The organism is Herbaspirillum sp. GW821-FHT09A12, from assembly GCF_059418325.1.
The window spans coordinates 120,355-135,933 of record NZ_JBWKPR010000006.1 but is presented as its reverse complement, the minus strand read 5'-3'; the positions used below and the strand labels follow the sequence as shown (position 1 = coordinate 135,933).

Below are 15,579 nucleotides of genomic sequence, written 5' to 3'. Positions count from 1 at the left end.
GCATTGCGGCTTGATCTGCGACCGGCTTATCGCCAATCAGGACTCCACCGATTCGCCACGCAGGCGGGTGATCACGCCATCCAGCGCATCGAGGTCGTTGAAGCTGATGACCAGTTGTCCCTTGTTCTTGGCGCCGGTCTTGATGCTGACCTGGGTGGCCAGCAGGTCGGACAGTTCTTCTTCCAGGCGTGCGATGTCGCGCGATTTTTCCTTGCCTTCGCGCGGCTTGGCGGCCTGCTCGGCGGAAGCGCGGGTGACCAGCTTTTCGGCGTCGCGCACCGACATGCGCTTGGCGACGATCTGGTTGGCCAGCTGGATCTGGGTGGCCGAGTCGACCACCAGCAGCGCGCGGGCGTGGCCCATGTCGATGTCGCCGGCCATGAGCATGGTCTGCACCGGCTTGGCCAGGTTCAACAGGCGCAGCAGGTTCGATACCGCGCTGCGCGAGCGGCCCACAGCCACCGCCGCCTGTTCGTGCGTGAACGAGAAGTCGGTGATCAGGCGGTGGATGCCCTGCGCCTCTTCCAGCGGGTTGAGGTCTTCGCGCTGCATGTTTTCGATCAGCGCCATGGCGGCGGTGGTCTGGTCGTCGACATTCTTGACCAGCACCGGCACCTCGCTCAGGCCGGCGATCTTGGCGGCGCGGAAACGGCGCTCGCCGGCGATGATCTCGTAGATATCCTTGCCGTTCTTCTGGCCGATGGCGCGGATCAGGATCGGCTGCAGCAAGCCCTGTTCCTTGATCGAAGCCGCCAGTTCATTGAGCGCGCCTTCGTCCATGCGGCTGCGCGGCTGGTATTTGCCGGCCTGCAGCTCGGTCACCGCCATCACGCTGGGCAGGCCGGCCTGCGCGGCTTGCGCCTGGGCTTCTTCGGTAATGTCGGACGAGCCGCCCAGCAGCGCGTCGAGTCCGCGCCCCAGGCCTTTGGATTTTTTCGGTGATGTTGCCATTGGATTGCCTATTGCTTATAAGGTCTTGATGCGCTCGACCATTTCCGCGCCGAACGCGATATAGGCTTGCGCACCCTTGGAGTTGGGGTCGAAGTTGACGCCCGGGATGCCGTAGGACGGCGCCTCGGCCAGCCGCACATTGCGCGGGATGACGGTCTTGAAGACCTTGTCGCCGAAGTGCTGTTCCAGCTGGTCGGAAACCTGCTGCGACAGCGTCATGCGCGGGTCGAACATCACGCGCAAGAGGCCGATCACCTTCAGGTCCGGGTTCAGCTTGGCATGCACTTTCTTGATGGTGTTGACCAGGTCGGACAAGCCTTCCAGCGCGTAGTACTCGCACTGCATCGGGATAATCACGCCATGCGCCGAGCACAGGCCGTTGAGCGTCAACATCGACAGCGCCGGCGGGCAGTCGACCAGGATGAAGTCGTAGTCGTCGGCCACGGCGGCGAAGGCGTTCTTCAGGCGCGCCTCGCGCTGTTCCAGCTCGACCATTTCGACTTCGGCGCCGGCCAGTTCGCGGTTGGCGGGCAGCACGTCGAACTTGCCGGACTCCGACGCCTTGCGCACCGTGCGGATGTCGGACATGCCCAGCAGCACTTCATAGATCGAGCCTTCCAGCGTCGCCTTGTTGATGCCGGCGCCCATGGTGGCGTTGCCCTGCGGGTCGAGGTCGGCCAGCAATACCCGTTGATCCAGTTGCGCCAGGCCGGCGGCGAGGTTGACTGCTGTGGTGGTCTTACCGACGCCGCCCTTCTGGTTGGCGACGCAAAAAATTTTAGCCATATTGTTTTGATCACTCGCTTATTGTGTCGTCAGCTTGATGCCGAAACCGATCAGGAACACGCCTGCCGCGCGCGAAGCCAGGGTGGCGATGGTGCGGTTGCGCGCCAGGCGCCGCGCGGCCGCATTGCCGGCCAGGACCAGGATGCTGCCATAGAAGGCGGTGCAGCAGCAGATCACCGCGCCCATCGTGACGAAAGTGAGCGCACCCTGTTGCGTGGCGGGGTCCAGAAACAGCGGGAAGAACGCCATGTAAAACACGATGGCTTTCGGGTTGATCAGCGTCACCAGAAAGCCGCGCCGGAAATCCGCAGCGTTGGAAAAGGGTACGACTGTACCACCGCCCTCGCCTCTTGCAAACAACAGCCGCAGTCCGAGGTAGGCCAGGTAGGCCGCGCCCAGGTACTGCATGCCGCGAAACAGCAGCGGATTGGCATGCAGCAGCGCCGCCACGCCGATGGCCGCCAGGAACATCAGCACGATGTCGCCCAGCATCAGCCCGGCCATGGCCGCGAAGCCGCCGCGCAGGCCATGCTTGGCCGAGCAGGTCAGCACGCAAAAGGTGCCGGGGCCGGGCAACAGCAGGAACACCATGGTGGCGGCAACCAGTTGCCAGATGTCGGTGATGCCGATGCCATGAAACAGTGCCTGCATGTTGCCTCTCCCTCTGCTGTTTTTTCTGTTTTTACCGTTCTTGCCGCCGCGCCGCCATCGCGGGCGCGGCGGCGCTGATTTATTGCTGCCGGGTCTTCACCAGGCGCGCGGTATCGAACCCCTGCTTGGTGGCGTTGTTGACGGCGTTCTCATACTGCTCGTCGCTGATGGTTGGCGTGCGCGCGAATATCCACAGGGATTCGCGCGAAGGACTGCCGACGGTGGCCAGCGTATATTGCGTATCCAGTTCCGTGACCCAGTAGTCGCTCCAGACCCACGGCAGCCACGACAACCATGACGGCATGAAACTCACCTGCAACTTGGTGTTGCCGCTGCCGCCGACCACCCGCGCCAAGCCCTGTTGCTCGTCGCTGCCAGCGGCAGTCTTGCAGCGGCTGGTGACGTCGATATCGCCGTCGTCGCGGGCGCGGTATTCGGTCGTGGCGCCGGACACGCATTTTTTCTGGAGGTCGTTGGGGATCTTGGCGATCTCGTACCACTTGCCGGCATAGCGCTTGAGGTCGACCGCGGGAACGGTCTTCACTTCCTGCGCGCCGGCTGCGGCCATGAGGGCCAGCGGCATGAACACGGCAATGGCAGCAGCGGCGGCCTTGGCGATGGAGGTTTTCATCAGGACTTTCTTTCCAAAAAGATGAGATGCCGTTCGGCATCCAGCCCCGGTACATGCAAGGCTTGTACCTTGTCCACGCTCCAGCCCGGCGGCAGCCGGTCGATTTCCTGTTGCGGCATGACGCCCTTGAGGGCGATGTACTTGCCGCCCTCTTGCAACAGGTGGTTCGACCAGTCGATGAAATCGTTCAGTTCGGCGAAGGCGCGCGAGGTGATGACGTCATATTGTTGCTCAACAGGCAACTGTTCGACACGCGCGTGAACCACGGAAACATTGCCCAATTGCAATTCTGCCTTTGCCTGGGTCAGGAAGGCGGTTTTCTTTTGCACCGTATCGACCAGGGTGATGCGCATCTGCGGCTCGGCCTCGGCCGCCCAGATCGCCAGCACGATGCCCGGCAAGCCGCCGCCGGCGCCCACATCCAGTACGCGCCGGGCGCCGGCGAAGGCCGATACCGCCGCCAGCGAGTCCAGCAGATGATGGGTCATCATCTGCGCCGGATCGCGCAGCGCGGTCAGGTTGTAGACCTTGTTCCATTTCGCCAGCAGCGCCTGGTAGGCCAGCAGGCGCGACAACTGGCGCTCGCTCAGGTGCAGGCCGAGTGCGGCGGCGCCATCCTTCAGGGTCTGGGTCAATGGGTTCTGGTCTGCCGCGATGCTCATCCGTATTCCGTTTTCTTGTGCTTGCTGTCCTGGCCTGCCAGGCGCCGTTGCCGTTCTCAGTCAGGCCGCTTCGTTGGTCTCGCCTTGCGCCAGCTTCAGGCCGCCCTTTTTCAGGTGCACCAGCAGCAGCGACAATGCCGCCGGGGTCACGCCGGAAATGCGGGATGCCTGGCCCAGGGTTTCGGGCTTGTGCTTGTTGAGCTTCTGGCGCACTTCGATCGACAGCGCCTTGACCTCCATGTAGTCGAGGTCGGCCGGCAGCTTCAGGTTTTCATTGTGGTCCTGGCGGCTGATCTCGTTGGCCTGGCGGGCGATGTAGCCGGCGTACTTGACCTGGATCTCGACCTGCTCGCGCACCGGCCCGTCTTCGATGCCGGGGCCGGCCAGCGACTGGCCTTCGGCGCCGGTCAGGCTCATCAGGCTGTCATAGCTCACGTTGGGGCGGCGCAGCAGGTCGAGCAGGCTGTATTCGTGCTCGATGGCCTTGCCCAGCACGCGCTCGGCTTCGGCCGCGGCCAGGATGCGCGGGTTGACCCAGGTGCTCTTGAGGCGCTCCATTTCACGCGCCACCGCTTCGCGCTTTTTCTCGAAGGCTGCCCATTGGGCGTCGCCGACGCAACCGAGCCGGCGGCCGATTTCGGTCAGGCGCAGGTCGGCGTTGTCTTCGCGCAGCGACAGGCGATATTCGGCGCGGCTGGTGAACATGCGGTACGGCTCCTGCACGCCCTGGGTGACCAGGTCATCGACCAGCACGCCGAGGTAGGCTTCATCGCGGCGCGGGGTCCAGGCATCGCGGCCTTGGGTCTGCAGCGCGGCATTGAGGCCGGCCAGCATGCCCTGGGCGGCGGCTTCTTCGTAGCCGGTAGTGCCGTTGATCTGGCCGGCGAAGAACAGGCCGGCGATCTGGCGGGTTTCCAGCGAAGACTTCAGGCCGCGCGGATCATAGTAGTCGTATTCGATGGCATAGCCGGGACGCAGGATGTGGGCGTTTTCCATACCCTTCATCGAGCGCACCAGTTCCAGCTGCACGTCGAACGGCAGGCTGGTGGAGATGCCGTTGGGGTAGAACTCGTGGGTGCTCAGGCCCTCGGGCTCCAGGTAGATCTGGTGCGAATCCTTGCCGGCAAAGCGGTGGATCTTGTCTTCAATGGATGGGCAGTAGCGCGGGCCCACGCCTTCGATCACGCCGGTGTACATCGGGCTGCGGTCCAGGCCGCCGCGGATGATGTCATGGGTGCGGCTGTTGGTATGGGTAATCCAGCACGGCATCTGGCGCGGGTGCATGGCGGCATTGCCCATGACCGAGAACACCGGCACCGGATCGAGGTCGCCCGGTTGTTCTTCCAGGATCGCCAGGTTGATGCTGCGACCGTCGATGCGGGGCGGCGTGCCGGTCTTCAGTCGGCCTTGCGGCAGCTTCAGCTCCTTCAGGCGCGCCGACAGCGACACCGCAGGCGGATCGCCGGCGCGGCCGCCGGCATAGTTGTTGAGGCCGACGTGGATCTTCCCGTCCAGGAAAGTACCGGCGGTCAGCACCACCGCCCTGCCCTGGAACCGGATACCGGCCTGGGTCACGGCGCCGACCACGCGGTCGCCTTCGATCATCAGGTCGTCCACCGCCTGCTGGAACAACCACAGGTTGGGCTGGTTTTCCAGGCGCGAACGGATCGCCTGCTTGTACAGGATACGGTCGGCCTGGGCGCGGGTAGCGCGCACGGCCGGGCCCTTGGACGAGTTCAGGATACGGAACTGGATGCCGGCTTCGTCGGTGGCGATCGCCATCGCCCCACCCATGGCATCAACTTCCTTGACCAGGTGGCCCTTGCCGATGCCGCCGATGGACGGGTTGCAGGACATCTGGCCCAGGGTTTCGATGTTGTGCGTCAACAGCAGGGTCTTCTGGCCCATGCGTGCCGCGGCCAGTGCGGCTTCCGTGCCGGCGTGCCCGCCGCCGACGACGATGACGTCAAATTGTGTGGGGAATAGCATGATGCGCCTCGTGGAGACGGTGTGAACAGAGGCGAGATTATAAAGTCTTTTGGATGATGGGGTCGGCAAGCCATCGTATTAAGTGGAATATCGGCATGAGGTGATGCTGGTTTACCTCATTCCCTGTCCTACCGATATCCACCAGCTATCGGATATCTGTCGGCTAGCTGGCCGGCATGGACTGTTTCACGTGAAACATTGGGCGACGACAATTCCTGCGGATGCTAAAAAACAAAACGGAGCCGCAGCTCCGTTTGATTTTCTCTTTCATTTCCTGTGCGATGTTTCACGTGAAACATCGCAGTGAAAACACATTCCCTTATTTACTTCAGGAAGGCATCGTACCCGCTCTTCAAGATCAACGCCCCTACCACCAGCAAGAACAATTTACGCACGAATACGCTGCCATGCTTCATCGCCAACCTGGTGCCCACCAGCGAACCGCCGATATTGAATACCGCCATCAGCAAGCCCAACTGCCAGAGCACATGGCCGCTATAGCCGAACCAGCACAGGGCCGCCAGGTTGGTCGCGATATTGACGAACTTGGATACCGCCGATGCCGACAGGAAGTCATAGCTGAATACCCGCACGAACAGGAAAACCAGGAAGCTGCCGGTACCCGGCCCAAAAACGCCGTCGTAGAAACCCACCCCGGCCCCGATCAATGCGGCATACGCCATTTCCCTGGCGCCGCTCAGGGTAGGCGCATGGGTCTGCCCGAAGTCTTTTTTCTTCAGCGTATATATCGCTACCGCAATCAAGACGAAGGGCAAGGCCTTGCGGATCATCTCCGTCGGAATATGGGTGACCACATAGGCGCCGAAGAAGGACAATGCGAAAGCAGCGATCGCCGCCGGCGTTACCGTGCTCCAGCGTACCGCGACCTTGCGGGCGAAATTGATGGCCGCGGCGCTGGTTCCCATGACGCCCGCCACTTTGTTGGTGCCAAGCAATGTCGCCGGCGGCGTATTGGGAAATACCGAGAACAAGGTCGGCACCAGCACCAGGCCGCCCCCGCCGACGACCGCATCGATCAAGCCGGCGACAAAGGCGGCGGCGCACAGGATCAGGTAATCAGCCATGGCGGATCACCAGCACGGGAAAACGAAATTGCATGGAAAGACTTTCGATCGAAACGAGTTGGCGCGATGATTATTGTTGGAACAAGCCCGGCCCCTATTTGCCGGGTGCGCTATTCTACTCCGCCCCCTGCTTCCATACTGGCAACAGATCCGGCAAGTCCCGGGCTGTTACGCAACAGCCGCATCTGTTATGGCGGAGGGAACCTGGCGACAAAAAAATACCGCCGGCAATCATCTTCCGATGACTTGCCGGCGGCAAGGATTGCCATCGCGAGGATGGCAAGTTTCTCTCTCGAACTCAGTGCGGCTGGCTTGCCGCCCCCTTCTTGGTCAAGGCCAGGATCTCGCCGACGATGCCCTTGCGGAACAGGAGCACGCAGATGATGAAGATGAAGCCGGTCACAATGGTCACCGAATCGCCCAGGGTGTTGAACCAGTCGATGTGGGTCACGCCGGCCAGCCAGTTGCCGATGTCGCCCAGCTTGTTCTCCAGCATGATGATGATGATGGCGCCGACGATCGGGCCGACGATGGTGCCCAGGCCGCCGACCAGGGTCATCAGCACCACCAGGCCGGACATGCTCCAGTGCACGTCGGTCAGCGTCTCGAAGCCCAGCACCAGGGTCTTGGTGGACCCCGCCAGGCCCGACAGCGCCGCCGACAGCACGAAGGCCAGCAGCTTGTAGCGCGCCACGTCATAGCCCAGCGAGATGGCACGCGGCTCGTTCTCCTTGATCGCCTTCAACACCTGGCCGAAGGGAGAGTTGATGGTGCGCACGATCAGGGCGAAGCCGAAGATGGCGATGGCCAGCACCACGTAGTACAGGGTCAGGTCGTTTTTGAGATCGATGAAGCCCAACAACTTGCCGCGCGGCACGCCTTGCAAGCCGTCTTCGCCACCGGTAAAGGACGCCTGCAACGCGACGAAGTACAGCATCTGCGCCAGCGCCAGGGTGATCATGGTGAAGTAGATGCCCTGCCGGCGGATTGCCAGCAAGCCCATCACCAGGCCGATCAGCGCCGCCACGCCGGTGCCCACCAGCAAGCCCAGTTCCGTCGGCAAGCCCCACACCTTTAACGCCTGGCCGCACAGATAGCCGGCCCAGCCAAGGAAGGCGGCATGGCCGAAAGACAGCAGGCCGGTATAGCCGATCAGCAAGTTGAAGGCGCAGGCGAACAACGCAAAGCACAACATCTTCATCAGGAACACCGGATACAGCCCGAACGGTGCAGCCAATGCAAGTATTAACAAAACAACAACTATTAGTTTCTTGTTCATGCCGGTCTCCCGATTATTTCTCTTTGCCGAACAGGCCGGCCGGACGGATCATCAGCACGATCGCCATGATGATGAACACCACGGTGGCTGACAGCTCGGGATAAAACACCCGGGTCAGGCCTTCGATCAGGCCCAGCGCAAGGCCGGTGACGATGGATCCGAGGATCGAGCCCATGCCGCCGATCACCACCACCGCGAACACGGTAATGATCAGGTTCGACCCCATCAGCGGCGAGACCTGGATCACCGGCGCCGCCAGCACGCCGGCAAAGGCCGCCAGCCCCACGCCGAAGCCATAGGTCAGGGTGACCATCAGCGGCACATTGATGCCGAAGGCTTCGACCAGCTTGGGGTTTTCGGTGCCGGCGCGCAGGTAGGCGCCCAGGCGCGTCTTTTCGATCACGAACCAGGTCACGAAGCACACCACCAGCGACGCCGCCACCACCCATGCGCGGTAGTTCGGCAACACCATGAAGCCGAGATTGGTCGCGCCTTGCAACGCATCGGGCACCGAATACGGCTGGCCCGAGACGCCATAGACGGAACGGAAGATGCCCTCGATCATCAACGTGATGCCGAAGGTCAGCAGCAAACCGTACAAGTGATCGAGCTTGTAGAGCCAGCGCAGCATGGTCTTCTCGATGATGATGCCGAAGATGCCGACCAGTACCGGCGCCAGCGCCAGCATGACCCAGTAATTGAGATCGAAGTAACTCAAGCCCATCCATGCCAGGAACGCGCCCATCATGTAGAGCGTGCCGTGCGCGAAGTTGATCACGTTGAGCAAGCCGAAAATCACCGCCAGGCCGAGCGACAGCATGGCGTAGAAAGAGCCGTTGACCAAGCCCAGCAGGAGCTGGCTCAGCAAGGCTTGCAGGGGGATTCCGAATAGTTCCATAAAAACCCGTTCATCCAGATGGGTGAAGAACGCAACCGCTTATTTGCCTGGACGGAAGCCGCCCGCGCACAACATCGGGGGCCGCTTCCAACAGCAAAAATCTGTCATTCCCGGCCAGCAGAAATGACAGATTTCGCGGATTGCCTTTACTGCCGCTTCTTTTATTGCCGCCTTTCAGCGTTGATGCGGTTGCTGCCGGTGATACGTCCTGCGCATTACTTCCACAGCGCGCACTTGGACTCGGCCTTGGTGGTCCATGCCTGCTCGGCAGGAATGGTCTGCACCAGCTTGTAGTAGTCCCACGGATACTTCGATTCCGACTGCGCCTTGACCTGGTACAGGTACATGTCGTGCACCACACGGCCGTCGGCGCGCAGGTAGCCGTTCTTCTGGTACATGTCATTGAACTTGGTCTTGCGCAGCTGGGCCATGACCTTGTCCGGATCGTCGGTGCCGATTTCCTTGACCACCTTCAGGTACTGCAGGGTCGCCGAGTAGTCGGCGGCTTGCAGCGACGAAGGCATTTTCTTGCGCACGGCGAAGTAACGCTTGGCGAAAGCGCGCGTCTCTTCGTTGGCATCCCAGTACCAGCTATCGGTCAGGTACAGGCCTTCGGTGCTCTTCAGGGTCAGCGAGTGCACGTCGTTGATGAACACCAGCAGGCCGGCCAGCTTGGCGGTCTTGGTGATGCCGAACTCATTGGCCGCCTTGACCGAGTTGATGAAGTCGCCGCCGGCATTGGCCAGGCCGATGATCTGCGCCTTGGAGCTTTGCGCCTGCAGCAGGAAGGAAGAGAAGTCCGAAGCGCCCAGCGGATGCTTCACGGAACCGACCACGGTGCCGCCCGATGCCTTCACCACGGTTGCGGTGTCGGCTTCCAGCGAGTGACCGAACGCGTAGTCGGCAGTCAGGAAGAACCAGCTCTTGCCGCCCTGCTTGACCACCGCCGAGCCGGTACCCTTGGCCAGCGCCACGGTGTCATACGCATAGTGCACGGTGTACGGCGAGCACTCTTCGTTGGTCAGGCGCGCGGAACCGGCGCCGATCTGGATGTAGACCTTCTTCTTCTCGGCCGCAACCTTGGCCGAGGCCAGCGCGGTGCCGGAGTTGGTGCCGCCGATCAGCACATCCACACCCTGCTGGTCGAACCATTCGCGCGCCTTGCTGGCGGCGACGTCGGCCTTGTTCTGGTGGTCCGCCACCAGCAGCTCGATCTTCTTGCCGTTGACCGCGCCGCCCATGTCGGCGATCGCCATCTTGATCGCCTCGGCGCCGCCCTGGCCGTCGATGTCGGAATACACCCCGGAAATATCGGTGATGAAACCGATCTTGATCACGTCCCCGGAGATCTGCGCCGATGCCGGCGCCGTCGAAAACGCTGCGGCTGCAGCGGTGACAGCAAGTGCCATTGCCTTATGTTTCATTTTCATCTCCTCAGTGTTGAGCCCGCTAAATTGATAGACCTGCGAGACAGCTTTATATTGAGCGGAGCAGGGATCGCCTCCCCCGCGACGTACTTGTTGTCAGTACTTTTTATGATTCTTGCGGCCTGGCCCATCCCAATCCGGGCGCGTGCCTTGCAAACGGTGCGGTCAGACGCCCAGCAATTCGTTCAGGGTCTGCATCTTGGCTTCCAGCTGCGAGGCTTCGAACGACTCGACGATCTGGCCATGCTCCATCACATAGAAGCGGTCGGCCAGCGGCGCCGCGAAGCGGAAGTTCTGCTCCACCATCACGATGGTGTAACCCTTGGCCTTGAGCGTGGTGATCATGCGCGCCAGCGCCTGCACGATGACCGGCGCCAGGCCTTCCGAAATTTCATCCAGCAGCAGCAGGCGCGCGCCGGTGCGCAGGATGCGCGCCACCGCCAGCATCTGCTGCTCGCCGCCCGACAGGCGCGTGCCCTGGCTGTTGCGACGCTCTTTCAGGTTGGGGAACATATCGTAGATCTCGTCGATCGACATGCCCTTGTCGGTCTTCGACACGAACGGCGGCAGCATCAGGTTTTCTTCCGCCGACAGCGAAGAAAAAATGCCGCGCTCTTCCGGGCAATAGCCGACGCCGAAATGGGCGATCTTGTGCGTGGCGAGGTTGATGGTTTCCTGGCCGTTGATCTTGATCGATCCCTTGCGGGTGCCGACCAGGCCCATGATGGAACGTAGCGTGGTGGTGCGGCCGGCGCCGTTGCGGCCCAGCAGCGTCACCACTTCGCCCTGGCGCACGTTCAGGTTGACGTTGTGCAGGATGTGCGATTCGCCGTACCAGGATTGCAGGTCGCTGATCTGCAGCGCCAGCGGGGCATTGGAATTGGAGGAGGCGCTCACGGGAGAATTCATGGTTGCGGTCGACATCAATGCGCTCCCTGCAGTTCGGTGGCGGCGGTGCCCATGTAGGCTTCCATCACCTGCGGGTTGCGCGAGACTTCAGCGTAGCTGCCCTCGGCCAGCACGGCGCCGCGCTGCAAGACGCTGATGCGGTCGCAGATGCCGGCGATCACGCTCATGTTGTGTTCCACCATCAGGATGGTGCGGCCGGCCGAAACCTTCTTGATCAGCGCGGTGACCCGGTCCACGTCTTCGTGGCCCATGCCCTGGGTCGGTTCATCCAGCAGCATCAGTTCCGGTTCCATCGCCAGGGTGGTGGCGATTTCCAATGCGCGCTTGCGGCCGTAAGGCAAATCCACGGTGGTGGTCTGCGCGAAATCGGTCAGGTCGACCTCGTCCAGCAATTCCATGGCACGCGCGTCAAGCTGCTTGAGGCTCTCGCCGTTCTTCCAGAAATGGAAGGAGGTGCCGAGCTTGCGCTGCAAGCCGATGCGCACGTTTTCCAGCACGCTCATGTGCGGGAATACCGCCGAAATCTGGAACGAACGGATGATGCCCTGGCGCGCGATCTGCGCCGGCGCTTCGGCTGTGATGTCCTTGCCGTTGAACAGGATCTGGCCCGAGGTCGGCACCAGGAACTTGGTCAGCAGGTTGAAGCAGGTAGTCTTGCCGGCGCCGTTGGGGCCGATCAATGCATGAATGTGGCCGCGCTCAATTTGCAGATTGACCGCGCTTACCGCCGTGAAACCCTTGAATTCCTTCGTCAGGTTCCTTGTCTCCAGAATGACGTCTGTCATAGTCTCATCTTTCCCTTTGATGCCCGCGCCGGTTCATCCGGTCATCGAGGCCTGCCCTGCTGCAAATCGCCCAACGCTTTTGGCATGAGAGACCGCGGTTCTTATCTGGCGAATCGAGAAGCTCTTTTTAATATTTGGCGCATAGTAGCCGAGTAGTACCATTCCTACAATACGTATAAGTACCGTATCGGCCAACGCCCCGGAAAATATCGTCTCAGCGCCCGGAAAGCAGAGCCGATGCGACTTTCTCGGCGATCATCAGCGTCGGCGAGTTGGTATTACCGGATGTGATGGCAGGCATCACGGATGCGTCTGCCACCATTAATCCGGACACTCCGCGCACGCGGCATTGCGAGTCCACCACCGCCGCCGCATCGTCGGCGCGTCCCATGCGGCAAGTGCCCACGGGATGGAAAATCGTCGTGCCCACTTCGCCGGCGGCACGATAGAGATCCTCTTCGCTCTGGTATTGCAAACCGGGCTTGAACTCCTGCGGCATGTACTTCGCCAGCGCCGGCGATGCGGCGATGCGGCGCGTCAGCTTGAGCGAGTCGGCCGCGACCTTCAGGTCTTCCGGGGTGGACAGGTAATTGGTGGTGATCTTCGGCGCCGGCGCATGGTCGGCGGAAGCGAGCCGCACATGGCCGCGCGAGGTCGGACGCAAGTTGCACACGCTGGCGGTAAACGCCGGGAAGGCATGCAGCGGGTCGCCGAACTTTTCCAGCGACAGCGGCTGCACATGGTATTCCAGGTTGGCGCTGGCCTGCGACGGATCGGAGCGGGCAAATGCCCCCAGCTGCGACGGCGCCATGGACATCGGCCCGCTTTGCGTGAGCAGGTATTCCAGGCCGATCTTCATCTTGCCGGCCAGCGTGGAAGCCATCGCATTGAGCGTCCTGGCCCCGCTGACCTTGAAGGCGGTACGGATCTGCAGATGGTCCTGCAGGTTCTCGCCCACGCCCTGCAAGGCATGCACCACCGGGATCTGGTGCTGCTGCAGGAGTTCGCCGTTGCCGATGCCCGACAATTGCAGGATATGCGGCGATCCGATGGCGCCGGCCGACAGGATGGTTTCCTTCTTCGCTTCGGCGAACCACTCGCTGCCGCCGCCGGTGAATTCCACACCGGTGCAGACCGGCCCATTCTCGCCGTTAGAGAATCGCAGCTTCTTCACATGCGAGCCGGTCATGATGTCGAGGTTGCCGCTCTTCATCGCCGGCCGCAAAAACGCCTTCGAGGCATTCCAGCGGATACCGCGTTTCTGGTTCACGTCGAAATAGCCGCAGCCCTCATTGTCGCCGCGGTTGAAATCGTCGACCTTGGGAATACCGTTCTCGGCCGCCGCCTCGCGAAACGCATCGAGGATGTCCCATTTCAGGCGCTGCTTTTCTACCCGCCATTCGCCGCCGGCGCCATGGAATTCATCGCTGCCGCGGTAGTAATCCTCGCTCTTCCTGAACAGCGGCAGCACATTGTCCCAGCGCCAGCTGTCATCGCCCGTCATGCCCGCCCACGCGTCGTAGTCGCGCGCCTGTCCGCGCATGTAGATCATGCCGTTGATCGAAGAACTGCCGCCCAGCACCTTGCCGCGCGGATAGATCAGGCTGCGTCCGTTCAACCCGGGATCGGCTTCGGTGCGAAACATCCAGTCGGTGCGGGGATTGTTGATGCAATAGAGATAGCCGACCGGGATGTGGATCCAGATGTAATCGTCCTTGGCCCCCGCTTCCAGCAGCAGCACCTTCACGCCGGGTTGCTTGGAAAGGCGGTTGGCCAGCACGCAGCCGGCGGTGCCGGCGCCGATGATGATGTAGTCGTATTGCCCTGCCGATTGCATGGTGTCTCCGTTTTTTTATTAGCTGTTCTTATTATTTCCCGTCGTCCCGACGCAAGTCAGGACGACGGCACACTGCTTTTCTTCCGATTCCGGCAATTACTTCGCCACCGGCATCGTGAACTCGGCCCCCTTGCCGATGGTCGCCGACCAGCGCTGCATGATGGACTTGTAGCGCGTATAGAAGCGGATCCCCTCTTCGCCATAGGCATGGGTGTCGCCGAACAGCGAACGCTTCCAGCCGCCAAAGGAATGCCAGGCCATCGGCACCGGGATCGGCACGTTGATGCCGACCATGCCCACCTGGATACGGCGCGAGAATTCATGCGCGGTATTGCCGTCGGCGGTGAATAGTGACACACCATTGCCATACTCATGCGCATTAATCAGCTTCACCGCCTCGGCAAAGTCCGGCACCCGCACCACGCACAGCACCGGGCCGAAGATTTCTTCCCGGTAGATCTTCATGTCGGTGCTCACGTTGTCGAACAGCGTGCCGCCGATGAAGAAGCCGTTTTCATGGCCCGGCACCTTCAAGCCGCGGCCATCCACCAGCAGCCTGGCGCCGGCATCGACGCCGCTCTGGATATAGCCCTCGACCTTGGCCTTGTGGGCGGCGCTAACCAGCGGCCCCATCTCGGCGTCGTCCTCCATGCCGTTCTTGACCTTCAGGGCCTTCACGCGCGGAATCAACGCCTCCACCAGCTTGTCGGCCACGCTGCCGACCGCCACCGCCACCGAGATCGCCATGCAGCGCTCGCCGGCCGAACCGTAGGCGGCGCCAATCAGTGCGTCGACCGCCTGCTCCAGGTTGGCGTCGGGCATCACCACCAGGTGGTTCTTGGCGCCGCCCAGCGCCTGCGCACGCAGCGGGAAAGTGCCGGCGCGCTCGGTCGCCTTGCGATAAATGTATTCGGCGATCGGCGTCGAACCGACAAAAGATACCGCCTGTACTTCGGGATGCTCCAGCAGCGCATCGACCGCCACCTTGTCGCCCTGGACCACGTTGAACACGCCGTCCGGCAGGCCGGCGCGCTTGAACAGTTCAGCCAGCATCAGCGACGGCGAGGGGTCGCGCTCGGAAGGCTTCAACACGAAGCTGTTGCCGGTGGCGATGGCGATCGGCGCCATCCACAGCGGCACCATCACCGGAAAGTTGAATGGCGTGATGCCGGCGGTTACGCCCAGCGGCTGGCGCAGGTTCCAGTTGTCGATGCCGCCGCCAATATTGTCGGTGAACTGGGTCTTGAGCAGTTGCGGGATGCCGGTGGCGAATTCCACGATTTCCAAGCCGCGGGTCACCTCGCCCTTGGCATCCGAAAACACCTTGCCATGTTCCAGCGTGATCGCCTTGGCCAGCGCATCCTGGTTTTGCTCGATCAGCTCCTTGAACTTGAACAGCACGCGCGCGCGCTTCAACGGCGCCGTCTCGGCCCAGGCCGGCGCCGCCGCGCTGGCGGCCGCCACCGCCGCATTGACTTCTTGCACCGACGCCAGCGACACCTTGGCCGCCACATCGCCGGTGGCCGGATTGAACACGTCCTGGCTGCGGCCGCTTTCCGATTGCGCCAGCTTGCCGTTGATGAAATGGTCGATGTGCGGGATGCTCATAAGTATTCCTTTGGTGATTGATATCAAACCGGGCCGGATCTGTCTCCCGATCCTGTTGACCCATGATGGAAGTGCCGATAA

The 15,579-nt window shown here is 62.0% G+C and carries 14 protein-coding genes; all 14 read right to left on the bottom strand.

Annotated elements, in window-relative coordinates; translation table 11 throughout:
• Positions 1–36: 36 nt before the first annotated feature.
• The 14 genes from AC07N6_RS15280 to AC07N6_RS15215 all read right to left on the bottom strand — a co-directional run bounded on the left by AC07N6_RS15280 (position 37) and on the right by AC07N6_RS15215 (position 15,498).
• A complete protein-coding gene (locus AC07N6_RS15280) occupies positions 37–951 on the bottom strand; it encodes a ParB/RepB/Spo0J family partition protein (RefSeq protein ID WP_494782310.1) in 915 nt (304 codons plus the stop codon).
• Positions 952–966: 15 nt separating this feature from the next.
• On the bottom strand, positions 967–1,737 hold the full coding sequence (locus AC07N6_RS15275; RefSeq protein WP_141917938.1) for a ParA family protein: 771 nt from the start codon (positions 1,735–1,737) through the stop codon (positions 967–969).
• A gap of 18 nt (positions 1,738–1,755) precedes the next feature.
• A complete protein-coding gene (gene leuE / locus AC07N6_RS15270) occupies positions 1,756–2,388 on the bottom strand; it encodes a leucine efflux protein LeuE (RefSeq protein ID WP_494782311.1) in 633 nt (210 codons plus the stop codon).
• A 79-nt stretch (positions 2,389–2,467) separates the two neighbouring features.
• Positions 2,468–2,971 (bottom strand): lipocalin family protein, encoded by a 504-nt coding sequence (locus AC07N6_RS15265; protein ID WP_494782424.1) that lies wholly within the window; start codon positions 2,969–2,971, stop codon positions 2,468–2,470.
• Positions 2,972–3,018: 47 nt separating this feature from the next.
• Positions 3,019–3,681, bottom strand: coding sequence for a 16S rRNA (guanine(527)-N(7))-methyltransferase RsmG (gene rsmG, locus AC07N6_RS15260; RefSeq protein WP_494782312.1), 663 nt, complete (start codon positions 3,679–3,681; stop codon positions 3,019–3,021).
• Between the two features lie 60 nt (positions 3,682–3,741).
• Positions 3,742–5,670, bottom strand: coding sequence for a tRNA uridine-5-carboxymethylaminomethyl(34) synthesis enzyme MnmG (gene mnmG / locus AC07N6_RS15255; protein WP_494782313.1), 1,929 nt, complete (start codon positions 5,668–5,670; stop codon positions 3,742–3,744).
• 323 nt (positions 5,671–5,993) lie between these two features.
• The gene (locus AC07N6_RS15250; RefSeq protein ID WP_494782314.1) at positions 5,994–6,755 is read right to left on the bottom strand and encodes a sulfite exporter TauE/SafE family protein; all 762 of its coding nucleotides are present in this window, start codon (positions 6,753–6,755) and stop codon (positions 5,994–5,996) included.
• Between the two features lie 298 nt (positions 6,756–7,053).
• Entirely contained in the window at positions 7,054–8,034 is a 981-nt protein-coding gene (locus AC07N6_RS15245) for a branched-chain amino acid ABC transporter permease (protein ID WP_494782315.1), read from the bottom strand.
• Positions 8,035–8,047: 13 nt separating this feature from the next.
• Complete coding sequence (locus AC07N6_RS15240) at positions 8,048–8,932, bottom strand: branched-chain amino acid ABC transporter permease (RefSeq protein WP_494782316.1); 885 nt, start codon at positions 8,930–8,932, stop codon at positions 8,048–8,050.
• A 215-nt stretch (positions 8,933–9,147) separates the two neighbouring features.
• Complete coding sequence (locus AC07N6_RS15235; protein ID WP_494782317.1) at positions 9,148–10,356, bottom strand: ABC transporter substrate-binding protein; 1,209 nt, start codon at positions 10,354–10,356, stop codon at positions 9,148–9,150.
• A gap of 168 nt (positions 10,357–10,524) precedes the next feature.
• Positions 10,525–11,283 (bottom strand): ABC transporter ATP-binding protein, encoded by a 759-nt coding sequence (locus AC07N6_RS15230; RefSeq protein WP_494782318.1) that lies wholly within the window; start codon positions 11,281–11,283, stop codon positions 10,525–10,527.
• Complete coding sequence (locus AC07N6_RS15225) at positions 11,283–12,053, bottom strand: ABC transporter ATP-binding protein (RefSeq protein ID WP_494782319.1); 771 nt, start codon at positions 12,051–12,053, stop codon at positions 11,283–11,285. Before AC07N6_RS15225 ends, AC07N6_RS15230 begins: the two co-directional genes overlap by 1 nt.
• 214 nt (positions 12,054–12,267) lie before the next feature.
• Positions 12,268–13,890: a GMC family oxidoreductase gene (locus tag AC07N6_RS15220; RefSeq protein ID WP_494782320.1), complete on the bottom strand. Its 1,623-nt coding sequence runs from the start codon at positions 13,888–13,890 to the stop codon at positions 12,268–12,270.
• A gap of 96 nt (positions 13,891–13,986) precedes the next feature.
• Complete coding sequence (locus AC07N6_RS15215; RefSeq protein WP_494782321.1) at positions 13,987–15,498, bottom strand: CoA-acylating methylmalonate-semialdehyde dehydrogenase; 1,512 nt, start codon at positions 15,496–15,498, stop codon at positions 13,987–13,989.
• Positions 15,499–15,579 lie beyond the last annotated feature (81 nt).